19 protein-coding genes are annotated in these 26,036 nt (G+C 76.2%); 7 read left to right on the top strand and 12 right to left on the bottom strand.

Features of this window, described 5'->3' with window-relative positions:
• The first annotated feature begins 83 nt into the window (after positions 1 to 83).
• Complete coding sequence (locus JOE38_RS11920; RefSeq protein ID WP_204576482.1) at positions 84 to 1,499, top strand: hypothetical protein; 1,416 nt, start codon at positions 84 to 86, stop codon at positions 1,497 to 1,499.
• A gap of 215 nt (positions 1,500 to 1,714) precedes the next feature.
• Here the strand turns inward: JOE38_RS11920 and JOE38_RS11925 are convergent, their stop codons facing one another.
• Together JOE38_RS11925 and JOE38_RS11930 are read right to left on the bottom strand one after the other, a co-directional pair.
• Entirely contained in the window at positions 1,715 to 2,245 is a 531-nt protein-coding gene (locus JOE38_RS11925) for a hypothetical protein (protein WP_204576483.1), read from the bottom strand.
• Between the two features lie 136 nt (positions 2,246 to 2,381).
• Positions 2,382 to 2,756, bottom strand: coding sequence for an Lsr2 dimerization domain-containing protein (locus JOE38_RS11930; protein WP_204576484.1), 375 nt, complete (start codon positions 2,754 to 2,756; stop codon positions 2,382 to 2,384).
• Between the two features lie 99 nt (positions 2,757 to 2,855).
• Between JOE38_RS11930 and JOE38_RS11935 the strand changes: the two genes are divergently transcribed.
• Positions 2,856 to 3,929 carry a GTP-binding protein gene (locus tag JOE38_RS11935; RefSeq protein WP_204576485.1) on the top strand — a complete coding sequence of 358 codons (1,074 nt, stop codon included), beginning with the start codon at positions 2,856 to 2,858 and terminating at the stop codon, positions 3,927 to 3,929.
• A 128-nt stretch (positions 3,930 to 4,057) separates the two neighbouring features.
• On the opposite strand, the gene JOE38_RS11940 is transcribed toward JOE38_RS11935, so the two are convergent.
• Positions 4,058 to 4,291 carry a hypothetical protein gene (locus JOE38_RS11940; protein ID WP_204576486.1) on the bottom strand — a complete coding sequence of 78 codons (234 nt, stop codon included), beginning with the start codon at positions 4,289 to 4,291 and terminating at the stop codon, positions 4,058 to 4,060.
• Between the two features lie 213 nt (positions 4,292 to 4,504).
• Between JOE38_RS11940 and JOE38_RS11945 the strand changes: the two genes are divergently transcribed.
• Together JOE38_RS11945 and JOE38_RS11950 are read left to right on the top strand one after the other, a co-directional pair.
• Positions 4,505 to 5,506 (top strand): NAD(P)/FAD-dependent oxidoreductase, encoded by a 1,002-nt coding sequence (locus JOE38_RS11945; protein WP_204576487.1) that lies wholly within the window; start codon positions 4,505 to 4,507, stop codon positions 5,504 to 5,506.
• Between the two features lie 64 nt (positions 5,507 to 5,570).
• Positions 5,571 to 7,763, top strand: coding sequence for an ATP-dependent Clp protease ATP-binding subunit (locus JOE38_RS11950; protein ID WP_204576488.1), 2,193 nt, complete (start codon positions 5,571 to 5,573; stop codon positions 7,761 to 7,763).
• A gap of 66 nt (positions 7,764 to 7,829) precedes the next feature.
• Here JOE38_RS11950 and JOE38_RS11955 read toward each other — a convergent pair whose 3' ends face one another.
• Positions 7,830 to 10,013 (bottom strand): alpha-galactosidase, encoded by a 2,184-nt coding sequence (locus tag JOE38_RS11955; RefSeq protein WP_204576489.1) that lies wholly within the window; start codon positions 10,011 to 10,013, stop codon positions 7,830 to 7,832.
• An 85-nt stretch (positions 10,014 to 10,098) separates the two neighbouring features.
• Positions 10,099 to 10,449: a hypothetical protein gene (locus tag JOE38_RS11960; protein ID WP_043585937.1), complete on the bottom strand. Its 351-nt coding sequence runs from the start codon at positions 10,447 to 10,449 to the stop codon at positions 10,099 to 10,101.
• A 116-nt stretch (positions 10,450 to 10,565) separates the two neighbouring features.
• Here JOE38_RS11960 and JOE38_RS11965 point away from each other — a divergent pair, with 116 nt between their 5' ends.
• The 3 genes from JOE38_RS11965 to JOE38_RS11975 are packed head-to-tail and all read left to right on the top strand — an operon-like array spanning position 10,566 to position 13,646.
• Complete coding sequence (locus tag JOE38_RS11965; RefSeq protein WP_204576490.1) at positions 10,566 to 11,570, top strand: aldo/keto reductase; 1,005 nt, start codon at positions 10,566 to 10,568, stop codon at positions 11,568 to 11,570.
• A 7-nt stretch (positions 11,571 to 11,577) separates the two neighbouring features.
• Positions 11,578 to 12,786 carry a dipeptidase gene (locus JOE38_RS11970; protein ID WP_204576491.1) on the top strand — a complete coding sequence of 403 codons (1,209 nt, stop codon included), beginning with the start codon at positions 11,578 to 11,580 and terminating at the stop codon, positions 12,784 to 12,786.
• Positions 12,783 to 13,646, top strand: a complete 864-nt coding sequence (locus JOE38_RS11975) for a GNAT family N-acetyltransferase (RefSeq protein ID WP_307838871.1) — start codon at positions 12,783 to 12,785, stop codon at positions 13,644 to 13,646. Before JOE38_RS11970 ends, JOE38_RS11975 begins: the two co-directional genes overlap by 4 nt.
• On the opposite strand, the gene JOE38_RS11980 is transcribed toward JOE38_RS11975, so the two are convergent.
• The 7 genes from JOE38_RS11980 to JOE38_RS15945 all read right to left on the bottom strand — a co-directional run bounded on the left by JOE38_RS11980 (position 13,580) and on the right by JOE38_RS15945 (position 25,966).
• Positions 13,580 to 15,322: an ABC transporter ATP-binding protein gene (locus tag JOE38_RS11980; protein ID WP_204576492.1), complete on the bottom strand. Its 1,743-nt coding sequence runs from the start codon at positions 15,320 to 15,322 to the stop codon at positions 13,580 to 13,582. The genes JOE38_RS11975 and JOE38_RS11980 overlap by 67 nt on opposite strands.
• A complete protein-coding gene (locus tag JOE38_RS11985) occupies positions 15,322 to 17,124 on the bottom strand; it encodes an ABC transporter ATP-binding protein (RefSeq protein ID WP_204576493.1) in 1,803 nt (600 codons plus the stop codon). The genes JOE38_RS11980 and JOE38_RS11985 overlap by 1 nt, the downstream gene beginning before the upstream one ends.
• Positions 17,121 to 17,897, bottom strand: a complete 777-nt coding sequence (locus JOE38_RS11990; RefSeq protein WP_204576494.1) for a class I SAM-dependent methyltransferase — start codon at positions 17,895 to 17,897, stop codon at positions 17,121 to 17,123. Before JOE38_RS11990 ends, JOE38_RS11985 begins: the two co-directional genes overlap by 4 nt.
• Complete coding sequence (locus JOE38_RS11995; protein WP_204576495.1) at positions 17,894 to 18,709, bottom strand: thioesterase II family protein; 816 nt, start codon at positions 18,707 to 18,709, stop codon at positions 17,894 to 17,896. Before JOE38_RS11995 ends, JOE38_RS11990 begins: the two co-directional genes overlap by 4 nt.
• Before the next feature lie 98 nt (positions 18,710 to 18,807).
• Positions 18,808 to 20,739, bottom strand: coding sequence for a Gfo/Idh/MocA family oxidoreductase (locus tag JOE38_RS12000; RefSeq protein WP_204576496.1), 1,932 nt, complete (start codon positions 20,737 to 20,739; stop codon positions 18,808 to 18,810).
• Positions 20,736 to 21,890, bottom strand: a complete 1,155-nt coding sequence (locus JOE38_RS12005) for a saccharopine dehydrogenase NADP-binding domain-containing protein (RefSeq protein ID WP_204576497.1) — start codon at positions 21,888 to 21,890, stop codon at positions 20,736 to 20,738. Before JOE38_RS12005 ends, JOE38_RS12000 begins: the two co-directional genes overlap by 4 nt.
• Complete coding sequence (locus JOE38_RS15945) at positions 21,887 to 25,966, bottom strand: amino acid adenylation domain-containing protein (protein WP_374191170.1); 4,080 nt, start codon at positions 25,964 to 25,966, stop codon at positions 21,887 to 21,889. Before JOE38_RS15945 ends, JOE38_RS12005 begins: the two co-directional genes overlap by 4 nt.
• Between the last annotated feature and the right edge of the window lie 70 nt (positions 25,967 to 26,036).

Below are 26,036 nucleotides of genomic sequence, written 5' to 3' on the forward strand. Positions count from 1 at the left end.
CCATGCGACCGGTCCTGGCGATCTGGAACGGGAGGGGCGCTCACGCTGGGAGAGACGCCGCATTCCTGTCCTACGTGGTCGTATTGGGTCTGCTCGTGGTCGTGTTCCCCATCGCGAGGTCCGTGTGGCTGGCCGTCAGCGCTCCGGACGTGGCGGTGGTCCTCTCCTCCACCGCCGCTGCCCGCGTGGCGGGCATCACGGCGGCGGCGATGTGGTCGGCCGCGATCTTGATCGGCGGTCGAAGAGGGCCGGCCCTGCTCGCTCCTCTCCTGGTCCATGTGCTCGCCGAGAGCGACATGCGACGCACCCGTGTCTTCGGGCGGCCCCTCGCCGTCGCAGGCGCCTCGAGCTTCGCCGTGGCGACCATCGCGGCCGGCTTCGTGGCCGGGAGCTTGTCCACCAACGGGCAGACCGACGCGCTCGGGGCGGTGCTGCTCATCGTCATGGGATCCGCTGTGGGCATCATCGCGTTCGGGTCGGCGGTCCTCGGGCAGGCGCTGGGGCGCGCGGCGGCCCCCACGAGCGCCGCGGTCGCGCTCCTCGGGGTCCTCGGAGCCACCTCGTCGACGCTGCGGCCCTTCCTCCCCAGCGGTTGGGTGGACGCTGCGATGACGGCCGCGACGTCGGAGGACGCCGCCGCCGCCATGCCGGTCCTCCTGCTCCTCGTGCTCGCGCTCCTCGCGGTGCTGGCCGTGCCGGTGTCGGCGGAGCGCCTGCGCGTCGCTGACCTGATCGCCCACGCGACCCGCTGGGAGGTCGCGGTCAACCTCGGGTCCTCCATGGAGTTCGGGGCTGCCTCGACGCTGTATCAGACGCTCCCGACGATCGGCAGGCGCATCTCCGCGGTCAGGTGGAGCGGGAGCACGGCTGCGCGGTTCTTCATCCGGACCGTCGTCGGAGCCGCGCGCACACCCGGCAGGTTCGTCTTCGGCGTCGTGCAGCTGGGCGTCTCGTCGGCGATGCTCGTCATCGCATCCACCAGCCACGAGGGCGTGCTCATCGGCGCAGTCGCCGGGGCCGTGATGTTCAGCGGCCTCGGCCCCCTCACGGACGGCATCCGACATGCGTCGCAGGTCGTCGCGGCCGGGAGCATCTACGGGGTGGCCGATGGTCATCTCGTCGCCCTGCACTGTCTGCTGCCGGTCTCCGTCACGGGGTTGACCGTGGGAGGCGCCATCATCGCGCGCGGTGCTCTGGACGCGCCCGATCTCCCCCTGTTCGGGCTGTGCGCAGCGGCGATCGGCGCCTCGATGGTGGGCCTGCGACTGGCCGGTGCCCTCAAGGGGCCCTTGCCGCTCATGCTCATGACGTCTGCCCCGAGCCCACTGGGCGACCCCATGCCCGTCGTCCGGCTGCTCTGGGGGCTGGACGGACCGGTGCTCGCCGTGCTCCTCGGCGCTTCGGCGGGACTGCCAGGGAGCCCGCTTCTCCCCGTCCTCTCGCTCGGTGCCCTCGTCGCGGGCGTCGTCACGGCTCGGTGGCGGCGTCGGTTCTCGTAGAGCGCGAGGGCGCCGCCTGTTCGGCGTGGGATCGGCGTCCTCGTCGCCCGGACTCTCCCTGAGGCGGTTCCCTGGTGGACGCGTACGGCAGCACCGGGGCGGCGGCCGCGCGGATCGGCCGCGCGGGATCAGCGCCCGTCGCGGCGGCAGCGAGACGCCCGAGGTGCCGACGCGGTCGCGCCGGCCCCACGGGCGTCGTGGTGTCGTGGTGCGGATCAGCGGATCGGGATGGCTCCCGCGAAGCGGGCCGTGGCGACGAGGGTGAGGACGTCGTCCGACTCGACCACGTGGTACGCCACGCTGCGCTTGCCCGGGGCGTCCTTGGTGACGACGGCGTTCGGGAACTCGGTGTTGAGCGACCAGTTGCCGGTGCCGTCGACGTTCACCTTCTCGGACACGGTCGTAATGCCCGCTGCGCCGCGGTTGCCGAACAGCGGGTTCTTCGTCACCTCGTACGTGACGACGACGGTCTGTCCGGGGACGCCGGTGCCGCTGAGCGCGACGCACTTGGTCGTGCCCGCGCAGATGGAGCGCTGCGTGACGGCCACGGTGAGGGGGGCGGTGCCGTCGTCGGGCCCGGTGAGGCGCGTCGGCGCCGGCAGCGCGAACCGCGCCTCCCGGTCGACGTGGGCGGCGGTAGAGGCGTGGGTCGGGACGCGGGTCGCGGCGTCCGCGGTCGTCGGGGAGGCGAGGCCGATGGACAGCGCGCCGGTGATGGCGATGGCGGCGGCGGCCGTGGTTCGCATGATGATGTGCAATGTTCCTCCGTCGGATCGAGTGGATGCGGGATCGCGCCTGGAGACGCGCGAACGGAGGCTAGGGGCGTGCTCGATCCCGCGGCATGGGCCCTGCACAGGCGGGACCGCCGCCGCGCCTGACGGGTCAGCGCCCGTCGCGGCTCCGGTACAGCGTCATGAGCGTCGCCGAGATGCGGCCTCCCGGGCCGAGCTTGTGGCCGTTCGCCTCGAGCCAGGCACGGGCGGCGGCGCGCTCGCCGGTCGGGGTGGCGCCGGCGGTGCCGCCCGCGGTTCGCGCGGGCTCGTCGCGGATCGGCGTGATCGTCACGGTCGTGCGCCGCCCGGCCGCGACGTACGGCGCGAGCGCGGCGCGGAGGGCGCGCGCGCCTGCGCGGTCGAGGTCGATCTCGTGCACGATGCCGTCGATGCCGAAGCGCACCGCCTCGGTCGCGTCGGATGTCGCGTCGTCCGCCGCGTCGCCGCGCTCCTCGTCGTCGCGCGGATCCACGTCGTCGGTCATGCCGTCTCCTCGAGCTCTCGATCCCCCTCCGGCAGCCTAGGTCGCCGCGACGACATCGCCCCGGCGCAGATGAGAACGATTCTCTTCTAGGCTGGGCGGATGGATCCCCACGCCAACGCCCGCCCGTCCGTCGTCCGCGGCGGGCTGGCCGTGACCCTCGTCTCGGCGAGCGACCTCGGGGCCGCGTCGCGCGTCGCCGCTGCCGCGGTCGGCGCACCCGCGTCCGTCCCGCCCGCCGTGGTCGAGGCGCCGGGCGGCGACAGCGGCGACCTCGGCGCCGACATCGCCGACGGCCTCATCGCGGACGCCGACGACGGGCGCACCGGGCTCGCGGTCGTGGCGCTCGAGCCGGCCGCGGATCCGCTCGAGGTCGCGCTCGTGCTCGAGCACGTCGTCGAGGCACGGCACCCCGGATCCACGCCCATCGGCATCCTCGACGTGGTCGCGGTCTCCTCCGTCGCCGAGATCCGCGAGCTGCTGCTCGACCCGAGCGGCGCCGACGCGACGCCCTTCGACGCGGCCGAGCGGCTGGCCGGGCGGCTCGAGTGCGCGAGCGTCGTGGTGCTCGACGACCTGGATCCCGACCGCCCCACGCCGGACGCCCACCGCGCCGTCGCCCTGCTCGCGCACCTGGCCCCGCATGCCCGCGTCGTCGCCACGGCCGACCGGGCGTCGCTCGCGCCGGCGCCCCTGCGCATCGGCCGTGGGCGAGCACGAGCGCTCGCCGCGGGCATGGGCTGGCAGCTCGCGCTCGCGGGCGAGGGTGCGCCGACGACCGCCGGCGGCATGGGCGTGCACGTGTTCCGCGATCCCCGCCCGTTCCACCCCGGCCGCCTGCACCAGGCCGTCGCGCACGACCTCGTGCCCGGCCCCGTCGGCCGGATCATCCGCTCGCGCGGGCTCGTGCGCCTCGCGACGCGGCCCGCGACGGTCGGCTCGTGGGCGACCGCCGGCGACGTGCTGAGCCTCGACCCGACCGCGATGCGCAGCTGGGACGCCGACTCGCCCGCCGGGCAGGAGATCGCGTTCGTCGGCGAGCACCTCGACGGCGCCCTGCTCGACCGGATCCTCGGCGCCTGCCTCCTGGAGCCCGCCGAGCTCGTGGCGGGTCCGGCCGCGTGGCACGGCTACGCGGATCCGTTCCCCGTCTGGGGCACCGAGCACCGGCACTGACGCCGTGCGGGCGTCCGGCGCGACCGAGCCCACGCGCTCACGCGCTCATGCGACGGCGCCGCCTCCGCGAGGGAGGCGGCGCCGTCGCGCGGGCTCACGCCGGTGAGCCGAGCCGGGTGATCCGGCTGTCACCGATCACGCACCGGGGGAGGGCAGCGCGGGTCCTGTCCGGGGATCGGCCAGTCGGGTGCGACGCAGCCGTGGAAGTGCCCCGCGCCCCACGCGGCGGCCGTGGTGTCGACGCCGGCGGCGGCGTGCGCGGCCAGCGGGCTGAGCACGAGCGCCGCGCTGAGCGCGCCGAGCGCGAGGGCGGAGCGCGCGGCGATCGAGGGGCGGCGCGAGGCGGTCCTGGTCGTGGTCATGGTGCATCTCCTTGTTCTCGTGAGGGCGGAGCGCGCCGCTGCGGACGTGCGCGAGCAGCGGTCGACGACACGAGGGTAGGGGCCCGTGGTTGGCGCGGGTCGGCGCGCGCGTCATCTGTGGAAGGGCCCGGCGCGACCCGCCTGCGCCGCAGACTCCTTGCTGATCCCGCAAGGAGTCGTGCGCCGGGCGACCCGGCCCGCGAGGCTCGATCCATGGACATCACCGAACGCATCGAAGGTCAGCAGGAGTGGGACGCGGTCGTCATCGGCGGCGGAGTAGCGGGATCGAGCGCGGCGCTGATGCTCGTCCGGGCTCGCCGCAGCGTGCTGATGGTGGACGCGGGCCAGCCCCGGAACGCAGTCGCCGCGCACATGCACGGCGTGCTCGGCCACGACGGGAAGCCGCCTCGCCAGCTCGTCGCCGAGGGGCGCCGCGAGATCGAGGGCTACGGCGGGGTCGTGGTCGACGGGCGGGTGGAGCGGGTCGCGGCGCTCGACGACCCGGACGGGCCGCGCTTCCGCGTCACCCTCGACGGCGGCGCCGCGGTCACGGCCCGCCGCGTGATCCTCGCGACCGGCCTCGCCGACGTCCTGCCCGAGGTCCCCGGCCTCGCGGCGCACTGGGGCGCGGGCGTCGTCGTCTGCCCCTACTGCGACGGCTACGAGGTGCGCGACCGCCGCATCGGCGTGCTCGCGACCGGGCCCGGCAGCCTCCACCACGTGCAGATGCTGCGGCAGTGGTCGGCCGACGTCACGTTCCTGGTCGCGGGCGGGACGGCCGACGGTGCGCCGCTGGAGATCGACGCCGCGACCCGCGCCGGGATCGACGCCCGCGGCATCCGCGTCGAGGAGGCCGCGGTCGTCCGCGTGCTCGGCGAGCGGGGCGCGCTGGCGGGCGTGGAGCTCGCCGACGGCCGGATCCTCGAGCTCGACTCCCTCTTCGCCATGCCCGGCGTGGCCCCGCGGGACGACTTCGCCCGCGCGCTCGGCGCCGCCACCGAGGACACGCCCTGGGGCCCGTTCGTCGCGGCGGATCCGATGGGCCAGACGAGCGTCCCCGGCCTCCTCATCGCGGGCAACGCGTCGAGCGGATCCGCGAACGTGCCGGTCGCCATGGCCGCCGGCACCATGGCGGGCGCGATGGCGAACGCGGGGATGGTGACGGAGGACGTCGCGGTCGCCGTGGCGGCGATGCCGGCGGCCGTCGCCCGGTAGCGCTGAGTCGGATCCCGAAGTAAACTTGAGTCCGCACGACTCAAGTACGACCGAAGGGAACGCAGTGGCCAACATGCAGGGCGCACCCGCCACCGACGAGAACGCGAAGACCGCGCTCGAGCAGTACGGGGTGAACCTGACCGAGATCGCGAAGAGCGGCAAGCTCGACCCGGTCATCGGACGCGACGCGGAGATCCGGCGCATCAGCCAGGTGCTCACGCGGCGCACCAAGAACAACCCGGTGCTCATCGGCGAGCCCGGCGTCGGCAAGACGGCCGTCGTCGAGGGCCTCGCCCAGCGCATCGTCGCGGGCGACGTGGCCGACTCGCTCAAGGGCAAGCAGCTGGTGTCGCTGGACCTCGCGGCGCTCGTCGCGGGCGCGAAGTACCGCGGGGAGTTCGAGGAGCGGCTGAAGGCGGTGCTCAAGGAGATCGACGACGCCGACGGCGAGATCATCACCTTCGTCGACGAGCTGCACACGCTCATGGGCGCGGGCGGCGGCGAGGGATCCGTCGCGGCGTCCAACATGCTCAAGCCCATGCTCGCGCGCGGCGAGCTGCGCCTCATCGGCGCCACCACGCTCGACGAGTACCGCCAGTACATCGAGAAGGACGCGGCGCTCGAGCGCCGGTTCCAGCAGGTGTACGTCGGCGAGCCGAGCGTCGAGGACACCGTCGCGATCCTCCGTGGGCTCAAGGGCCGGTACGAGGCGCACCACCAGGTGCCCATCACGGATGCGGCGCTCGTCGCGGCCGCGTCCCTCTCCAACCGCTACATCCCCGCCCGGCAGCTGCCGGACAAGGCCATCGACCTCATCGACGAGGCCGCGTCGCGGCTGCGGATGGAGATCGACTCGTCTCCCGTCGAGATCGACGAGCTGCGGCGCGCGGTCGACCGCATGCGCCTCGAGGAGCTCGCGCTCAAGCGCGAGAAGGACGAGGCCTCCAAGGCCCGGCTGGCGAAGCTGCGCGAGGACGTCGCGGCGCGCGAGCAGACGCTCGGCGAGCTGCAGCGGCGCTGGGAGGCGGAGCGCGCCAGCGTCAACCGCGTCGGCAAGCTGAAGGACGAGCTCAACGAGCTGCGGATCCGCGCCGAGCGGGCCCAGCGCGAGGGGAACCTGGAGAAGGCGTCGCGCCTGCTCTACGGCGAGATCCCCGTGATCGAGCGCGAGGTCGCGCAGGCGGAGGCCGCCGAGTCGGTGCCGTCGGCCGAGGACCGCATGGTCAACGAGCAGGTCACCGCCGAGGACGTCGCGGCGGTCGTCGCGGCGTGGACGGGGATCCCCGTCGGCCGGCTGCTCCAGGGCGAGACCGAGAAGCTGCTGCACCTCGAGCAGGAGCTCGGCAAGCGCCTCATCGGGCAGAAGCAGGCCGTGCGGGCCGTCGCGGACGCGGTGCGCCGCACGCGGGCCGGCATCTCGGATCCCGACCGGCCCACCGGGTCCTTCCTCTTCCTCGGGCCCACGGGCGTCGGCAAGACCGAGCTCGCGAAGGCGCTCGCCGAGTTCCTGTTCGACGACGAGAAGGCGATGGTGCGCATCGACATGAGCGAGTACGGCGAGAAGTTCGCCGTCTCGCGGCTCGTTGGAGCGCCTCCCGGGTACGTCGGGTACGAGCAGGGCGGCCAGCTCACCGAGGCCGTGCGGCGCCGCCCGTACTCGGTGGTGCTGCTCGACGAGGTCGAGAAGGCGCACCCCGAGGTGTTCGACGTGCTGCTCCAGGTGCTCGACGACGGCCGGCTCACCGACGGCCAGGGGCGCACGGTCGACTTCCGCAACGTGATCCTCGTGCTCACCAGCAACCTCGGCTCGCAGTTCATCAGCGACGCCACCCTGCCGCTCGACCAGCGCGAGCAGGCCGTGCAGCAGCTCGTGCGCCAGACCTTCAAGCCGGAGTTCGTGAACCGCCTCGACGACATCGTGGTGTTCCAGACGCTGTCCATGGACGACCTCGCGCAGATCGTGGAGCTCTACATCGACCGGCTCGGCGTGCGGCTCTCCGACCGCCGGCTCGCGCTCGGCGTCACGCCGGACGCGCGCCGCTGGCTCGCGGAGCGCGGCCACGACCCGCTCTACGGCGCCCGGCCTCTTCGCCGCCTCATGCAGCGGGAGATCGACGACCGCCTCGCGCGCGAGCTGCTCGCGGGCGACATCCGCGACGGCGACGCGGTGCGGGTCGACCTCGCGCCCGACGGCGACGGCCTCACGGTCAGCCGCGCGTGGAGCGACGAGCCGGAGGGCCAGGAGCTCGGCGCCTGATGCGGATGCGGCCCGCCGTGCGCCCGTCTCGGGTGCGCGGCGGGCCGTCGTCGTGCCGGGCGCGGATCAGACCGCGGTGACCCGCAGGATCGCGATGGACTCGGGCAGCATCAGCGGCGCGTGCAGGCCGGATGCCGCGAGCGCGCGGCCGGTGAGCTCGACTCCGTCCCACCAGGCCGGGGCCGCGAAGCCCGGCTCGGGGGTGCCGACGCGCACGGGCTCCACGCGGTAGCGGCGCGCGGGATCCAGGCCCGGCAGCAGGAGACGGCCGCGCGGCGAGACCTCGGAGCGGCCGATCGACGCGAGGAAGAACAGCGCGCGCTCGGCGTCCTCGGCGACGGCGCCGTACACGAGCAGGGTCGGGTCGGACTCGTCGGCGCGGACGACCGTGCCCGTGTGCATCAGCGCGCGCTCCTCCTTGTAGAGCGCGATCCACGCAGCGAGGTCCGCGTTCTCCTCGTCGGTCGCCTGCGCGAGGTCCCACTCGATGCCGAGGTGGCCGTAGAGCGCCGAGCCCGCGCGGAACGCCAGGCGGTGGGCGCGGCCGGTGGTGTGGCTGACGCCCGAGGCGATGTGGGAGCCCATCAGCTCCGGCGGGAGGAGCTGCATGGTCCAGCGCATCATCGTCTGGCGGTCGAGCGGGTCGATGCAGTCGGAGACCCAGACGCGGTCGGTGCGCTCGAGCACGCCGAGGTCGACGCGGGATCCGCCCGACGAGCACGACTCGATCTCGAGGCCGGGGAAGCGCGCCTTCAGCTCGTCCATGAGGCGGTACGCGGCGAGCGTCTGCAGGTGCACGCCCGCCTCGCCGCGCGGGGCGATGCCGGCATCCACCAGGTCGCGGTTGTGATCCCACTTGATGTACGCGATGTCGTTCTCGCTCAGGATCGCGGTCATCCGCTCGAGCACGTGCGCGTACGCCTCGGGGATCGCCAGGTCGAGCACCTGCTGGTCGCGGGCGCGCACGGGGAGGCGGCCGCCCGTGGCCATGATCCACTCGGGGTGGGCGCGCGCCAGATCGCTGTCCTCGTTGACCATCTCGGGCTCGAACCAGAGGCCGAACTCCATGCCGAGGCCCGTGACGTGCTCGATGATCGGGCCGAGGCCGTCGGGCCAGACGTCCTCGTCGACGTACCAGTCGCCGAGGCCGGCGTGGTCGTCGCGGCGGTGGCGGAACCAGCCGTCGTCGAGCACGTAGCGCTCGACGCCGAGGGCGGCCGCGCGATCCGCGAGGTCCGTCAGGCGCGCGAGGTCGTGGTCGAAGTAGACGGCCTCCCACACGTTGATCGTCATGGGCCGGTCGCGGCGCGGGTGCGTGTCCCGCGCGCGCAGGTGGCGGTGGAAGCGGGCGGCCTGGTCGTCGAGGCCGTCGCCGTACGCGGCGTAGACCCACGGGCTCGCGTACGCCTCGCCCTGGGCCAGGCGCACCTCGCCGGGCAGCAGCAGCTCGCCGCCGCCGATCACCTGCCGGCCCGTGGAGAGGCGCTCGGCGTAGTGGCGGTGGTTGCCGCTGAAGGCGACGTGCACGCCGCGGACCTCGCCCTGCCGGAAGCCGAAGCCGGGGGTGCCGACCGACAGGAGCGTCGCGGCGTCGGGTCCGGTGCGGCCCTTGCGGCCCTCGCGCTCGTGGATCCCGACGACGAGCTCCCGGCGCTGCGGCGTGCGCTCGAGGCCCCAGCGCCCGGCGAAGTCGAGGATCTCGCGGGCCTCGGCCGGCAGGGGCAGCGCGAGCGTGACGCCGCCGACGTAGTAGGTCCCCTCGCCGGTGTTGGTGACCTCGGCGCGCGTGCGCACGAGGCCCGACGGCAGCAGCTCGACGTCGAGCGCGAGACCGAGGCCCGCGACCTCGTCCACCGCGTCGACGTGCACGAGGGCGGGGCCGGTGGACGCGGATCCGGCACGGCCGTCGACGCCCGCGGGGAGCGGATCGCCGTCGACGGTGGCGGACGCGACGCGGAACAGCGGCGACCAGTCGGCGCCGTCGCGGTGGCCCTCGAGGCCGGGCTTGCCCGTCCACGACGTGTGCGCCTCGGGGAGGATCGCGAGGCGGATGGGGTCGTCGGCGACGCTGCCCGCGATGGGCTCGACGGCCGCGAGCGCGAGCGTCGCGAGGTCGGCCGCGGTGGTGTCGCCGAGATCCGCGCCCCAGTGCACGACGGCCGGCAGGCGGCCCTCCGTGAGGTCGAGCACCAGCGAGACGCCGGACGCCCGGAGGTGGAGGAGGGCGGAGGGGACGGCGGTGTCGGGCATGGTGCTCCTCGCGTCGATGCGGGTGGGGACGGATCCATCCTCCCGTGCCGACGCGGGTGCGCGCGCCGAGGAGGCGCGCGTGCCGTCAGTCCAGGTCCTCGAGCCCCGGGACGGCCGTGCCGTCCTGCCGGTCGGCGGTCACGCTCGTGCTCGACTGCGACTGGCGGGCGCGGACGGTGAGCGCGCGGATCCGGTCGACGGCCTCCGGGTCGCGCAGCTCGTCCTCCGAGGGGCCGGCCGGCTCGACCACGATCTGGCTGGCCGGGCCGATGAGGATCTCGACCTCGCCCACGCCGCCCTCGGGCAGCCAGACGGGCACCGTCACGGTAGCCGCGGCCATGCCCTCGCGCGCGAGCGCCTGCGCGCACTCGACGACGGCCCGGGCGATGTCGTCGCCCGTCAGATAGCGCCCGTCGGCGTAGTGGATGGTGTGCACGCTCTCAGTGAAGGCCCTCCGCCGCCGCCCGCCAAGGGGGTTGCCGCGGGCGGCTAGGGGGTGGAGGGTCCGCCGCGCGCCCCGGGCAGGTGAGCCGCCCTCGGTACGCTCGGCGGATGACCTACGTCGCTCATCCCGATCGCTACTCGTCCATGCCGTACCGCCGCTCCGGCCGCAGCGGCCTCAAGCTCCCCGAGCTGTCCCTCGGCCTCTGGCACAACTTCGGCACCGCCCGCCCGATCGACACCCAGCGCGCCATCGTGCGCCGCGCGTTCGACCTCGGCATCACGCACTTCGACCTCGCGAACAACTACGGCCCGCCTCCCGGCAGCGCCGAGACGGCGTTCGGCCGGATCCTCGCCGAGGACCTCCGCCCGTACCGCGACGAGATCGTCATCTCCTCCAAGGCCGGCTACCTGATGTGGGACGGGCCCTACGGCGAGTGGGGATCCCGCAAGTCGATGCTCGCGTCGCTCGACCAGAGCCTCGGCCGCATGGGCCTCGAGTACGTCGACGTCTTCTACTCGCACCGCCCGGATCCCGAGACGCCCATCGAGGAGACGATGGGCGCGCTCGCGACCGCGGTGCACCAGGGCAAGGCGCTGTACGCCGGCATCAGCAACTACTCGCCCGAGCAGACGGAGCGCGCGGTCGCCGCGCTCGCGGAGCACAAGGTGCCGCTGACCATCCACCAGCCGAGCTACTCCATGTTCAACCGGCACGTCGAGGGCGGGCTGCTGCCCGTGCTCGAGGAGGCGGGATCCGGCTGCATCGTGTTCTCGCCGCTCGCGCAGGGGCTGCTCACCGACCGGTACCTGTCGGGATCCATCCCCGCCGACTCGCGCGCCGCGACCAGCGGGTTCCTCGACGAGTCCGCGGTCTCGTCCGTCTACCTGGAGCGGGCGCGCGGCCTGCAGGCCGTCGCCGAGGGGCGCGGGCAGACGCTCGCGCAGCTCGCGCTCTCGTGGGTGCTGCGGCACCCGGGGATCACGAGCGCGCTCATCGGCGCGTCGAGCGTGGAGCAGCTGGAGCAGAACGTGGCCGCGGCGGGCGCCCCCGCGCTGACGGACGACGAGCTGGCGGCCATCGAGCCGTTCGCGGTCGACGGCACCGGGCGCTGATCCGGGGATGACGGACGCACCCGCCCCCTCGCCCGCGCTCGCCGACCGCGTCGCGCGCCTGCTCGACGCGCAGGGGATCGTCGACGGCCACGACGACCTCGCCTGGGCGCTCCGCGAGCGCGCGGTGCGGGATGGCGGGCCGAGCGCGTCCGTCGCCGACGACGTGATCGCGCGCCTCGCCGTCGAGGATGCCGTGCCCGGCCTGCACACCGACCTGCCGCGCCTCGCGCGCGGCCGGGTGGCGGCGCAGTTCTGGTCGGTGTGGGTGCCGGACCTGCCGGGCATCGACCCCGTGCGCTCGACCATCGAGCAGGTCGACGTCGTGCGGCGCTTCGTCGCCGCGCATCCGGATCGGCTCGCGCTCGCCGTGACGGCCGACGACGTCGAGCGCGTCGTCGCGTCCGGCCGGGTCGCCTCGCTCCTCGGCATGGAGGGCGGCCACTCGATCGGCGGATCCCTCGGCGCGCTGCGGACCATGCGCGCGCTCGGCGTGCGGTACATGACGCTCACGCACAACGCGAACGTGGCCTGGGCCGACTCGGCCACCGACGCGCCCGTGCACCACGGTCTGAGTCCGGCGGGCGAGCGCGTCGTGGCCGAGATGGAGCGGATCGGCATGCTCGTCGACCTGTCGCACGTGTCGGCCGACGTGATGCGGCACGCGCTGCGGATCGCCCGCCGGCCCGTGCTGTTCTCGCACTCGGGCGCGCGCGCCGAGTGCGACGTGCCGCGCAACGTCCCCGACGACGTGCTCGCCGCGCTGCCCGCGAACGGCGGCGTCTGCATGGCCACGTTCGTGCCGCAGTTCGTGTCGCCCGCCGTCGCGGAGTGGCACGACGAGACGTTGATGATCGCGATCGGCGAGGGCGTGGACCCGCGCGACCACGAGGGCGTGCAGGCCGTCGCCGCGCGCCGCCCCGGGGAGCGGCCGCGCGCGACGCTGGCCGACGTCGTGCGGCACGTGGAGCGGATCCGCGAGGTCGCCGGCCCCCGGCACGTGGGCCTCGGCGGCGACTACGACGGCGTCGACCGCACGCCCGACGGGCTCGAGGACGTGTCGCGCTACCCGGCGCTCATCGCGGCGCTCGCCGAGCGCGGCTGGTCGGACGACGACCTCATGGCGCTCGCGGGCGGCAACGCGCTGCGCGTGCTGCGGGCGGCGGATGCGGACGACGACGTGTCGCGCGGGCCGGCGGACGCGGGGCAGCTGGCGTGAGCGCAGGATCCGTCGCCGGATCCGATGTCGCCGCCGTGCGCGCCATGGACCCGCGCGCCGCGGCCGCCCTGCTGGACGACCTCGCCGACCGCGGCTGGCCGGCCGAGACGCGCGAGCTGCACGGCGGGTGGATCCTGCGCGCCGCGGGAGGCGTGACGAAGCGCGCGAACTCGGCGCTCCCGGCCGGCCCCGTCGCCGATCCGGAGGCCGCGCTCGACGCGGCCGAGGCCTTCGCGCGCCACCACGGCATCGACCCGTGCGTGCAGGTGTCGCCCGCGTCCGAGCCCGCCGACCTCGCGTCCCGGCTCGCCGCCCGCGGCTACGGCGCCGAGGCGCTCACGCTCGTGCAGGTCGCTGACGCGGACGGGGTGGCGGAGCGGCTGGCGGACGTGGCTCCCGCGGATCCGGCGCACGAGGTCACGGTCGCCGACGCGCCCGACGACGCCTGGCTCGACGCGTGGTGGAGCGTGGACGGGCGCGGCGGATCCGCGGAGCTCGCGGTCGCCCGCCGGATCCTCGAGCGCGGCCCCTCCGTCTACGCCGCCGTGCGCGACGGCGACGGCGACCGCGTGCTCGCCACCGCGCGGCTCGCGCTCGTGGGGAGCTGGGGCGGGCTCTTCGCCGTCGCGACGCGCCCCGAGGCCCGACGCCGCGGGCTGTCGCGGGCGGCGATGGCGGCGGCGGTCGACGCGGGGCTCGACCGCGGGATCACCGCGGTCTGGCTGCAGGTCGTCGCGGAGAACGACGGCGCTCGCGCGCTCTACGGCGGCCTCGGCTTCTCGACCGCGTCGCGCTACGAGTACTGGGCGCGCACCCGCCAGCCGTCCGCCGCGACGACGTCGGCGAGGAACCCGGCGTAGACGCCCGGCTGCCCGGCCAGCTCGTCGTGCGTGCCGCGCTGCACGAGGCGGCCGCCGTCGAGCACGAGGATCTCGTCGGCGCTCCGCACGGTGTCGAGCCGGTGCGCGATGACGAGCAGGGTGCGGTGCCCGCGCAGGAGCCGGATCGCCTCGCCCACGGCCGCGGCGCTCTCCGCGTCGAGCGCCGCCGTGGCCTCGTCGAGCACGACCACGGGCGCGTCCTTCAGGAGCACGCGGGCGATGGACACGCGCTGGCGCTGGCCGCCCGACAGCTGGCGTCCGCCCTCGCCCACGGGCGTGTCGAGATCGAGGCCGTCGCCGAGCGGCAGGCCGGCGCGGCCGAGCGCATCCGTGACGGCGTCGTCGTCCGCGTCCGGATCCGCGATGCGCACGTTGTCGCCGAGCGTGCCCGCGAGCAGGTGCACGTCCTGGAAGACGGTGGACACGTGCGCGGCCACGTCCGCGAGCGCCATGTCGCGGACGTCGACCCCGCCGATGCGCACGGCGCCTCCCGTCACGTCGGCGGCGCGGGCGAGGAGCCGGGCGACCGTCGTCTTGCCGGATCCGGACGGGCCCACGAGCGCGGTCATGCGGCCCGCGGGCAGCCGGGCGTCGAGGCCCGAGACGGCCTCCGCCGGGGATCCCGGGTAGGAGAAGGACACGCCGTCGAGCTCCACGTCGGCGCCGGCGGGCGTGCGGGTCGTGCCGGGATCCCGCTCGGGGATGGGGGCGGCGTCGAGGATCCGGGCCACGGCCCCGATGTCGCGGCGCGCGGCGCGCACGCCGACCGCCAGCTCCGCCCCCTGGCCCACGAGGTCGGCGGCGTGGAAGACGAGCACGAGCGCCGCGACCGTGCGGCCGGCGTCGACGGGGCCCCCGAGGACACGGGCCACCACGATGACGAGCGCGACGACGAGCGTCACGCGCATGACGGCGCCGAACGCGAGCAGCCCCGCGACGGTGCGGCCGATGAGGGCGCGCGCCGCGGCGCGGTGCCGCACGAGGACCGCGTCGACGAGGCCCGCGTCGCGCCCGGTGCGGCCGTGCGCGCGCAGCACGTGCTGGGCCTGCGCGAACTCCACGACGCGCTCGCCGATCCCCGTGTCGGCCGCGTCGCGCTCGGCGTCGGCGCGCGCCACGATCCGGCCGCCGATGCGGAGCGCGAGCACGAGCAGCGGGGCGAGCACGAGCAGGGCGACGCCGAGCGGGGGATCCAGCACCAGGAGGCCGAGCGCGATGACCGCGGGCACCACGGTCGCGGTGATGAGCGGACGCAGCAGGTAGGCGGGCACGCCCATCGACGCGAGCACGCTGCCGCCCGCCGCGGCCGTCAGCTCCGCCCGGTGGGACGCGTCGAACCAGGCCAGCGGGAGGCGCACCACGTGGTCGCCGATGCGGTGGTGCAGCGCGTTCGCCGCCCGGACGCCCGCCCCGAACGCGGCCGCCTGGCCGCGGGCCTGCACGGCGAGGTGGGCGGCGGCGAGGAGCAGGAAGAGGGCGATCCACGGCCACGCGGACGCCGGATCCGGGCCGAAGAGGCGCTCCAGCACCGGCACGAGGGCGAGGGCCGCGGCGCCGTGCAGCACGGACGCGGCCGCCATCCGCGCCACGACCGGGCGCAGCTCCCGCTCGCCCGCGGGTCCCAGGGTCCGTCTGGCCTCGTCGATCGCGCGCATCAGCGCCCCTCCCCGTCGGTGTCGGTCGTCGGCGTGGGCGCGCCCGCGCGGAGGAGCCGCGCGTAGAGGCCGTCGCGGGCCATCAGCTCCGCGTGCGTGCCCTGCTCCGCGACGCGGCCCGCGTCCATCACGACGATGCGGTCGGCGTGCTCCACCGTCTCCAGCCGGTGCGCGACGACCAGCACGGTCCGGTCCCGGGTCGCGTGGTCGAGGGCGCGCTGCATGCGCCCGGCGGTGCCCGGGTCGGCGTGCGCCATCGGCTCGTCGAGCACCAGCACCGGGCAGTCGGCGACGAGCGCGCGGGCGAGGGCGATGCGCTGGGCCTCGCCGCCGGAGAGGCCGCCGCGCGGATCCAGCACGGTGGCGTACCCGTCGGGGAGCGCCTCGATGACGTCGTCGACCTGCGCGACCCGGGCGGCGGCGCGCACCTCGTCGAGCGGCGCGTCGGGGCGGCCCAGCCGGAGGTTCTCCAGGGCCGTGTCGCGCAGCAGCACCGTGTCCTGCAGCACGCAGCCGACCTGGGCGTGCCAGGCCGCCGGGGTCGCGTCGCGCACGTCCACGCCGCCGAGCTCCAGCGTGCCGCGGGTGGGCAGGCGCAGGCGGGCGACGAGGGCCGCGAGGGTGGACTTGCCGGAGCCGGACGGGCCGACGACCGCCGTCACGGATCCAGGTTCCAGGTCGAGGTCGACGTCCCGGAGCGCGTCGCGCTCGCCGTCGTAGGAGAAGCAGACGCCGCGGAGCACGAGGCCCCCGCCATCGCGGGCGTCGGGCACGCGCGGCTCCGCGACCTCGGGCTCGGTGGGCGCGCGCAGCACCTCGTCGACGGAGGCCGCCGCGTCGACGGCGCCCCGGATGGCCTGCGCGCGCGGGCCGATGACGCCCACGGGCGCCGCCATCGCGGGCGCGAGCAGGAGGAACGGAGCGAGGTCCGCGGCGGGCAGCGCGCCCGCCGCGACCATCGCGCCGCCCACCGGCACGACGAGGGCGAGCACGCCGATCGGCGAGACCGTCAGCCAGGACGCGGTCGTGGCCGTCGTGGTCCGGGCGACCCAGGCGCCGAAGAACGCGGCGAACGCGTCGACCGCGCGCAGGTAGCGGGCGTGCGCGCGGCCGGGCCGGCCGAAGGAGCGGACCACCTGGATCCCGTCGGCGAACTCCACCACGCTGCCCGCGATCTCGGCCGACGCACGCCCGTACTCGGCCATGGACGACATGGCGCCCGCCATCGCCCGCGCGAACAGGAACACGCCGACGACGAGCGGCAGCAGGCACACGAGGGCGAGCGGCACGTCGAGCGCGAGCAGGTAGACGAGCGACGCGACGGTGACGACGACGAGCCGCGTGACGTCGAGCAGCGTGTGCGCCACGAGCGCGTGCAGCGCGGCCACGTCCTGCTGCACGGCCTGGCGGACCCGGCCGGCGTCGTGGTCGTCGAACCAGGCGAGCGGGACCAGGCCGAGTCGCGCCACGACGAGGCGCCGGAGGTCGAGCTGGAGGTCGGCGTCGGCGAGGTGCGTCAGCGTGTCGGCGGCCGCGGAGAGCAGGAGGCCCGCCAGGCCGGCGACGGCGGCGAGGACCACGCCGCCCCACGCCGGGGGACCGCCGGGGTCGGCGACCGCGGCCCGGCCGATCTCGGCGACCGCCACGACGGCGGCGAGCCCGCTCGCGGAGGCCGCCGCCTGCAGCAGCACGGCCGCCGCCAGCCGGCCGCGGACCGCCCGGACGGCCCGGGCCACCGTGGCGGGCGGCTCCGGCAGGGACGCGGCGACCGCGGCGCCCGGGGCCTCGGCCGCGTCCGTCATCGGCCGAGCACCGCGACCTCGGTCGCCGCGTCCTCGGCCCCGCCGCGGAGCACGGTCCACGACCGGCCCGCCTCCCGGGCGAGCGTCGCCTGGTCCAGGCTGTGCCATTCGTATCCTCCTCGGACCTCGCGTACCGTCCTCGCGCCGTCGAGCACGAGCCAGCGCGTGGTGAATCGGGTGGCGCCGTCGCGGCCGGGCTCGGCCGTGGTCCACCACTCGTAGGTCTGGGTGCCGATGCGCTCGCGCAGGAGGCGGGTCGGCGGGAGCGCGCGCGCGCTCGTCCCCATCAGGTCGACGACGACCACGCCGCCGGGCACCAGGCGCTCGAGGCAGCGGCGCCAGAGGTCCGCCCGGTCGTCGCTGCCGATGTGGCCGGCGACGCCGATGAGCACGACCGCGCGGATCCGCTCGGGCAGCACGAGCTCCTGCGCCGTCTCGGGGCGGATGGTGACCCGGCTGCGGAGCGCGGGATCCTCGTGCACGCGGCTGCGCAGCACGGCGCGCATGACGGGGGAGGGCTCCGCGGCGAGGATCGGCGCGTCGGGCACGAGGTCGGCGAGCAGCCGCGTGACGCGGCCGGTGCCCGCGCCGAGCTCCACGACGGTGCCGGGGTCGGAATCGGGCTCGGCGCCGGCGGAGGCGCCCGCGGCCGCGCCCGCCGGGGCGCCCGCCAGCGCCTCGGCGAGCACGCCCGCGAGCGCCTCCGTGTGGCGCCGGGCCACGAGGTCGTAGAACTCCGCGCCCGGGGAGTAGTCCTGCAGCTCGAGCGTCACGGGAACATCGACTCCGCCGGGGCGGGGAACGCGAGCGCGGGATCCAGCAGGGACACGATCGCCTCGACCACCTCGGCCGGCCGCTCGGCCAGGTAGAAGTGGCCGCCGCGGAAGACCCGGAGGCCGTCGTCGGCCGCCCCGTCGTCCGCCGCTCCGTCGCCGGCGAGCCGGTGCCACGCCTCGGCATCCGCGGGCCGCAGCTCGGGATCCGCGTCGCCGCTGAAGACGCTCACCGGGCAGCCGGGCCCGGGTCCCGCCGCGGTGCGGTGCGTCTCCACGAGCCGGTAGTCGTCGCGCAGGCAGGCGAGCACGGTGCGCCGCATGTCGTCGTCGGCGAGGATCTCGGGCGCGGTCCCGGAGTGCCGCTCGAGGTCGGCGAGGAGCGCGGCGTCGTCCTGCCGGTGCAGGGGGCCGCCCCACCGCACGGTCGGCGCGCGGCGTCCCGACACGACGAGCCGGGCGGCGGGGCGGCCGCGCGCGGCGAGGACGCGCGCGGTCTCGTAGGCGACCAGGGCGCCCATGCTGTGCCCGAAGAGGACGACGGGCAGGCGGTCGGGCAGGGCGCCGACGGCCGCCGCGACGTCGGCGGCGAGCGTGTCGAGATCCGGGCTGACGGGATCGCCGTAGCGGTCCCCGCGGCCCGGGTACTGGACCGCGAGGACCTCGACGCCCCGCGGCGCGAACGGCGCCCAGCCGCGGTACGCCGACGCCGCGCCGCCCGCGTGCGGCAGGCAGACGAGGCGGATGCGGGCATCGGGCGCCGTGGCGATGCGCCGCAGCCAGCCGCCGTCGGCGCGCGGGGTGTCGATCATGGTGCGGCTCCTCGCTGCGGGGTGGGTCGGCAAGGAGCGTAGCCCTTATTGAGAACCATGCGCGATAAGGGTGCGTCGCGGTGTGGAAGGGCGGCGCATCACCCGGCTGGGGAATCGGTCGGCCGCGGCACGAGCGCGCCGAGCGGCAGCGACGCACCGGCCGCGGCGGGCAGGCGCACGAGGTCCATGCCGGCCTCCCGCGCGAGCGCCTCCAGGCCCACCGGATCCCAGGAGTACGCGTCGTGCACCTCGCGCTCCCGGCCGCCGGGCTCGCGGCTGCGCCAGCGCGTGCGCAGGGCGAGGAGGCCGTCGGGCGCGGGATCCGCGCGGAACCACCACTCGATCTCGTCGTCGCCCACGCGCGTGCGGGCCAGCCGCGACTCGGGCACGCGCGTCCCGGGCTCGAGGCCCATCGTCTCGACGACGACGACCCCGTCCGGCAGCAGCCGTTCGGCGATCCGCTCCCAGAGCCGCGCGCGCTGCCCCGGATCGAGGTGGCCGAGCACGCCGCAGAGGAGCACCGCGGAGAGGCGGTCGGGCAGGTCGAGGTCGGGCGCGGATCCGGCGGTCACGGTCACGCGCTCCTGCAGGCCGTCGGCGTCGAGGATCCGCGCGGTCAGCACCGCGCGCAGCGGCTCGGACGGCTCGGCGGCCACCACGCGCGCCTCCGGATGCGCCCGCGCGACGGCCCGCGCGATGACGCCCGTGCCCGCCCCGATGTCGAGCACGGGCGCCGCGGACAGGTCGCGGCCGTCGAGGAGCCGGCAGACCGCGGCGGCCGTGAGCTCGGCGTGCGCGGCGGCGGCGAGGTCGAAGAGCTCGGCCGCGGGGCCGTAGGGGTCGGCCGGCGCCGGGTCGGGGGACGCGCCCGACGGATCGCCGCCCGCCGGCGCGCGCCCGTCCGCCGCGTCCGACGGCTCTGCCGCGGGCAGGATCGCCGCGGCCGTCACCCGCGGCGGCTCGCCCGGCCGGATGCTCCGCGGCGGGCCGAGCCGCCGGGTGAGGTCGACCCACGCGCGCGCCATCGTGATGTCGGCCTGCGCCGAGCGGAGCGCGTCCCCGTCGCCCGAGCGGATCTCCGCCACGAGCATCCCGAGCGCGTGCCCGACCGCGTCCGGCCACACGTCGTCGAAGAGCTCGCCCGCGGTCGGTGCGGGCGCCTCCGGCCAGGAGGCGAGGCGCGGCAGGGAGCGCCGGGCGGGATCCCCGTCGAGGTCGAGCCGGCCGGCCGCGTCGCGGCGGGTGTGCAGCGCCGGGCTCCAGGTGACCGGGCCGTGCACGTCGGCGAGCGTCAGCACGCCCGCCTCCGACGCGAGGGAGATGCGCGGCCAGAGGAGCGCGTGGTTGTCGCGGTCGGCGGGGTGCAGCTCGTCGTGCACGCGCAGCGACAGCGGGATGCCGCCGACCACGCCCTCGATCGCCGTGAGCGGGGACGGGCGCGTCTCGAGCGCGGTCAGCTCGCGCGGGCGCGCGACGGGATCCGCGAACGCCCACGGCCGGAGCCCGCCGACCGCCAGGCCGAGGACGTCGACGAGCGGCTGCAGCAGGTGCACGGGACCCGCGGCGTCCACGTGCACGAGCGCGCTCCTGGCGCGCAGCCGCTCGGCCGACGCGAGGAAGCCGCGCGTCGCGCGCACGTGCCGGTAGTGGGTCGAGAGGCGGTAGCGGACGCCGGCCTTGCGCGCCGCGCGGGCGGCCGCGGTGATCTCGTCGGGGTGCGCCGGGTGCTCCTGCAGCACGTGGATCCCGCGGGCGAGCAGCGCCAGCACGAGCTCGGATCCCGGCCCGCCCTGCACGGCCGCGCCGACGGCGACCGACGCCAGGTCGACGTCGGCGGGCACCTCGGCGACGTCGGTCCACATCGGCACGCCATGCGCGGTGGCGAGGGCGCGGGAGGCGTCGCCGCCGCGCGCGAGGATCCCGACCAGCCGCAGATCGGGGCGCGCGAGCACGGCCCGGAGGTGGATGCGGCCGAAGCCGGTGCCGCAGACGACGACCCGCAGCGGGCGGCCGGCGGGATCGCCCGTCACAGGTCCTCCTCCACCATCTCGCCCGCGTCGCCGGCGTCGCCGGCGTCGTCGATGCGCGTGACGGTGCTCGCGCCGGATGCGGCGACGAGGTCGAGGACGCGCTGCGGATCCAGCACGTCGTGCGCGAAGCCGACGCCCGCGGGCACGGTGCCCGCGCGGATCTCCCGCACGGTGATGGCCGCGAGATGGCCCGCGAGCACGTAGCTGTCGTCGCTGTGCAGCACGATCGCGCGCTCGACCGTGACGCCCTCGGCGTCGGTGCCGCGCACGGAGACGGCCAGCACGTGGAACGGCCGGGTGCCGAGCAGGTCGAGGTCGCCCGCGCGGATGAGCGCGTCGGCGGCCGCCGTCGCGCCGTCGTCGCCCGCGAGCAGCGCGGGCAGCCGGTTGAGGGCGTCGCGCACGGCCGGACCCGGGTGCACGTTCCACCACTCGGCCTCCGCGAAGCCTGTGCCGCGTGCGATCCGCTCGGTCTCCGCCGACAGGTACGGCTGCAGCGCGACCCGGCCCGCGAAGAACGGCGCCGTCGCGTCCTCCTCCGCGCGGAGCGCGCGCTCGACCCGTCGGCCGCCGGACCACGCGGCGAGCGGCGTGCCGTACGCGGTGGATCCGGGCCCGCCGGCCGCGAGCGACAGCGGCACGTCGAGCGCGACCCCGGGGGAGCACGCCTCGACCCCGCCCACCCAGCCGCGCAGGCGGAGAGGGCCGCGCAGCCCCTGGGCGGCGAGCCGCGGCAGGAGGCCCGAGAGGCCGGGGACCACGCCGGTCGAGACGACCGCGCGGCGGCCGTCGCGCACGGCGACGTCGGCGAGGCCGCGCGCGACGAGGCCCGCGCGCACGGGCTCCTCGCCGCAGACGTCCACGTAGTCGGCGCCCGCCTCGTGGGCGGCGGCCGCGATCCTGTCGCCGAACGCGAAGGCGGGGGCGGCGCAGTGCACCACCACGTCGGCGCCGCGGCAGAAGCGCGCGAGCGCGTCGTCGTCCATCAGGTCGACGGTCACGGTCTCGACCTCGCCGCCCGCCTCGTCGGCGAGCTCGCGGAGCGGCGCCTCGCGACGCCCGCCGAGCCGGAGCGGCTCATCGGACAGGGCGCGGAGGGCGAGCACCGCGGGTCGCCCGACGGCGCCGGACGCGCCGATGACCGCGATCACGCGATCACCGCCCCGCCCGTGACGCGCGTGAGGATCGACAGCACGCGCGGCGCGTGCTCGACCGACAGGCAGTCGTAGTGGTCGCCCGGGATGTCGACGATGTCGAGCTCGCCGAGCGCGAGCTCCTCCCAGTAGTCGGTCACCGCCTCCCTGCTGCCCGGGAACGGGTACGCGCCGCTGTGCCGGAGGAACGTGATGTCGCCCGCGTACGGATCCGGCCGGTAGCGCGTGATGGCGAACACGCTCTGCCGGAAGGTGCGGAAGAACCGCGTCATCTGCTCCGGGGTGTAGCTGCCGGACGCCGGCGGCACGACCTCGCACATGCGGGCGATGCGGGCCCGGCGCGGGATGCGCGACAGGTCGAGGAAGGCCCGGCCGATGTCGGCGAACTCGCCGTCGAGCGACGCGTAGCCGTCCGCGGGCATGACCCCGGGGGTCCTCTCGAGGATGCGCGCGCCCGCCGCGGCGATGCGCCACGGGTCGGCGGGGAAGCCGAGGTCGACGGGGTCGATGCCGATCATCATCGCGAACGAGTACTCCGACACCATCTCGTCGTCGAGCCGGAACGCGGGGCTGTGACTGCTGATCGCGGTGAAGGACGCCACGTCGGCGCCCGCCTCCGTGAGCGCACGCGCCACCTCGGTGGCGACCAGGCCGCCGAGGCAGTAGCCGACGACGTGGAAGGTGCGGATCCCGGTGGCGAGGAGCTCGCGGGCGTACTCCGCGGCGATCCGGTCGATGAGGCCGTGCGGGTCGGCGTCGAGGAAGGCGTCGAGGTCGGGGACCTCCACGCCGTACAGCGAGCCGGTGCCGCGGGACCGGCGGCGGATCTCGGTCATCAGCGCGCGGTACGGCATGATCGTGCCGATCCCGGCGTGGACGAGCACGGTGGCCGGTCCCTGGCCGGATCCCGAGAGCAGGCTCACGGCCGGCGTCGCGGGCGCCTCCCGGTCGCCCGCCGCGCCCTGCCCGGCCTGCCGGACGTAGCCCGCGAGCCCGGCGATGGTCGGCCGGCGGAGCATGTGGCGGAGCACGACGTCCCACTCGAGGTCGACGACCTCGGGCAGCTGCTCCCGCATCCGGCCGACGAGGCGCGCCACGAGGAGCGAGTCGCCGCCGAGCGCGAAGAAGTCGTCGTCGCGGCCGATGCCGGGGCGGCCCAGCAGCTCCGCCCACAGCTCCTGGAGGCGGCGCTCGACGTCGTCGCGGGGCGCGTCGGATCCCGCGGCCACGGCGGCGGCCGGCGCCCGGTCCTCCGCGAGCCGGGCGAGCGCAGCACGGTCGACCTTGCCGTTCGCGGTGACCGGCAGCGCGTCGAGCACCTGCCAGCGGCGCGGCACCATGTACTCCGGCAGGCGGTCGGCGGCGTGGCGGCGGAGCGACGCGGCCCGCAGCGGCGCGCGGTCGGCCTTCACCTGCGCGAGCAGGAGGTGCTGGCCGAGGCCGGAGAGCGGATCCTCGTCCGCCGGCACCTGCTGGATCCCCCGGGCACCGAGGTCGCCGAGCATCGCCCGCCACGCGTCGGCCGCGAAGAGCAGGGCTTCGTCGGCGAGCCGCGCGTCGGCGGGTCCGCCGGCGCGCACCTCCATGAAGTCGGTGGCGATCATGAGCGGCGGGTTGTCCTCGCGGGTGCTCTCGATCACGGCGAGGTGGCCGTGCGGGGCGAGGAGCCCCTCCAGCCGCCGGAGCGCCGCGGGCACGTCGGGCACGCCGTGCAGGCCGTTGGAGCAGATCACGACGTCGTAGGAGTTCGGGCGCTGCCCCTGCGACAGCGGGTCGGCGGCCGGGTCGAAGGCCTGGAACCGCACGCCGGGCCGGTCGGGGTGGCGCTCGCGGGCCTCGCCGACGTGGAACATCGAGGGGTCGGTGAACACGTACTCGACGGCGCGGCCGGCGAGGGCGGGGATGAGCTGGTCGGCCGCGCCGCCCACGCCGCCGCGCACCTCGAGGATCCGCAGCGGCTCGTCCGCGCCGAGCCCCCGGGCCTCGTGCCGGTCGGCGAGGGCGACGACCGCGGCCGTGAGCGCCGCGGTGAGCAGCCGCACGCCGAGGTTGTCGCGGTAGGCCGCGCCGATCGCGTCGCTCGGCGCACCCGGGTAGAGCAGCTCCGCGATGTCGAGGTCGCCGCTCACGAGGTCCGCGAGCGCGAGGCTCGACGCCTGCACGTGGCGGAGCAGCTCGGCGCTCCAGCGGATCTCCCGCTCGGCCTCCTCCACCCGGGCCCAGGCGCGCGCGACCCGCTCCGGATCCGCGGAGAGCGCGCCGCGGTAGCGTCCGTCGGCGTCGCGCGCGATGCGTCCGCGCCGCTCGAGCGCGCGCAGCCAGCGGCGCACGACCACGCGGTGGGCGTCGCTCGCGCGCAGGAGGCCGGCGACCTCGTCCGCGTTGACCGGTGCCTCCTCGTCGACGAGCGCGCCCGCCGCGGCGAGCGTCCGCTCGATCACGCGGAGCGCGTGCTCGTCGAACTGGGCGAGGAACGCGCCGAGGGCAGCCGTGTCCACGTCCGCCGCGGCGACCGCGAGGGCGGCGCGCGCGGCGTCACCGGGCGCGCGGTCGTCCGGCGTGTCGGCGGGCGCGATCCGCTCGGGCTGCACGAGCCCGACGAGGTGCCGGCCCGCGGTCCCCTCGGCCACCTGCACCGCGCAGTCGGCGACGCCCGGGTGCGCGAGCACGGCGGCCTGGATCTCCGCCAGCTCGATGCGGTAGCCGCGGATCTTCACCTGCGCGTCCTCGCGCCCGAGGAGCTCGATGCTCCCGTCGGGCAGGTACCGGCCGATGTCGCCCGTGCGGTACTCGCGGTCGCCCGTGGCGGGATCCACCCCGAAGCGCTCGCGCGTGCGCTCGGCGTCGCCGAGGTACCCGAGCGCCACGCCCGCGCCGCGGATGAGGATCTCGCCGGGCACGCCCTCGGGCCGGTCGCGCCCGAGGTGGTCGACGACGGCCAGCCGCTGGCCGCGCAGCGGGGTGCCGTACGGGATGCTCGGCAGCAGGCGGTCGACCTCGCCGATCACGTGGTGCACCGACCAGATGGCGGCCTCGGTCGCGCCGCCGAGGCTCACGACGGTGAGCTCGGGGTGGCCGGCGCGCATGGCGTCGGGCAGGGTCACGGGGATCCAGTCGCCCGAGAGGAGCGCGAGCCGCAGCGTGCTCGGGCCGTCGCCGTCCGCCGCGCCGCCGGTCGCGGCCACCGCGTCGCGGTAGTCCTGCAGCATGCGCGCCTGCGCGGGCACGGAGTTCCAGAGGGTGACGCGGTGGCGGGCGATGAGCGCGGCCCAGTGCGAGGGGTCGTCGCGCCGCCGCGGGTCCGGCAGCACCATGGCGCCGCCCGCGCCGAGCACGCCGAGCACGTCGAAGATCGACAGGTCGAAGCCGAGGCCGGCGAGCGCGAGCACGCGGTCGTCGGGGCCGACGCCGAACCGCTCGCGGATGTCCACGAGCGTGTTGTGCGCGGCGTGGTGGGAGAGGATCGCGCCCTTGGGGGTGCCCGTGGACCCGGACGTGTAGATGACGTAGGCGGGGTCGGCCGGATCCACGCCGTCGCGCCCGGCGTCGGGGCCAGGCCGGGCGGCGGCGGGCTCGATCGCGTCGACCGCGATCCGCTCGACGCCGACGGGCCAGTCCTCGGACGCGCCGACGAGGGCCTCCTGCGTGAGCACCTGCCGGATCCCGGCGTCGGCCAGCACGGTGTCGCGGCGGATCCGGGGCTGGGCCACGTCCACGGGCACGTACGCGCCGCCCGCGAGGAGCACGCCGACCACGGCGACGACCTGCTCCCAGCCGCGCGCCGCGACGATCGCCACGCGGTCGCCCGGCTGGTGCCCGGTGGAGCGGAGCCGCGCGGCGACGGCGGCCGCGCGCCGCACGAGCTCGTCGTGGGTCAGCGTGCGGTCGGGGGCGATGACCGCGGGCGCGTCGGGTGTCGCGTCGGCGGCGGCGAGGAGCGGCTCGTGCACGAGCGCGGGCGCGACCGGATCCCCGGTGTCGCCCACCCGGATCCGCCGGTCGCGCTGGTCGTCGGGCAGGTCGACGGCGACCGGTCGGTCCCAGGCGCCCGGGTCGTCGGCGAGGGCGCGCACCGCCCGGATGAAGGCGCCGAACGCCGCGTCGGCCACGCCGTCGGCGAGCACGCCCTCCCGCACGTCCCAG

Origin of the sequence: Clavibacter michiganensis (assembly GCF_016907085.1) — a bacterium.
Classification (GTDB): Bacteria; Actinomycetota; Actinomycetes; order Actinomycetales; family Microbacteriaceae; genus Clavibacter; species Clavibacter michiganensis_O.

Bases quoted from the DNA above. Each gene is read 5' to 3' on its own strand.
- JOE38_RS11925 (WP_204576483.1), bottom strand. From the start codon at position 2,245: ATGCGAACCACGGCCGCCGCCGCCATCGCCATCACCGGCGCGCTGTCC.
- JOE38_RS11930 (WP_204576484.1), bottom strand. From the start codon at position 2,756: ATGACCGACGACGTGGATCCGCGCGACGACGAGGAGCGCGGCGACGCG.
- JOE38_RS11935 (WP_204576485.1), top strand. From the start codon at position 2,856: ATGGATCCCCACGCCAACGCCCGCCCGTCCGTCGTCCGCGGCGGGCTG.
- JOE38_RS11940 (WP_204576486.1), bottom strand. From the start codon at position 4,291: ATGACCACGACCAGGACCGCCTCGCGCCGCCCCTCGATCGCCGCGCGC.
- JOE38_RS11945 (WP_204576487.1), top strand. From the start codon at position 4,505: ATGGACATCACCGAACGCATCGAAGGTCAGCAGGAGTGGGACGCGGTC.
- JOE38_RS11955 (WP_204576489.1), bottom strand. From the start codon at position 10,013: ATGCCCGACACCGCCGTCCCCTCCGCCCTCCTCCACCTCCGGGCGTCC.
- JOE38_RS11965 (WP_204576490.1), top strand. From the start codon at position 10,566: ATGACCTACGTCGCTCATCCCGATCGCTACTCGTCCATGCCGTACCGC.
- JOE38_RS11970 (WP_204576491.1), top strand. From the start codon at position 11,578: ATGACGGACGCACCCGCCCCCTCGCCCGCGCTCGCCGACCGCGTCGCG.
- JOE38_RS11980 (WP_204576492.1), bottom strand. From the start codon at position 15,322: ATGCGCGCGATCGACGAGGCCAGACGGACCCTGGGACCCGCGGGCGAG.
- JOE38_RS11985 (WP_204576493.1), bottom strand. From the start codon at position 17,124: ATGACGGACGCGGCCGAGGCCCCGGGCGCCGCGGTCGCCGCGTCCCTG.
- JOE38_RS11995 (WP_204576495.1), bottom strand. From the start codon at position 18,709: ATGATCGACACCCCGCGCGCCGACGGCGGCTGGCTGCGGCGCATCGCC.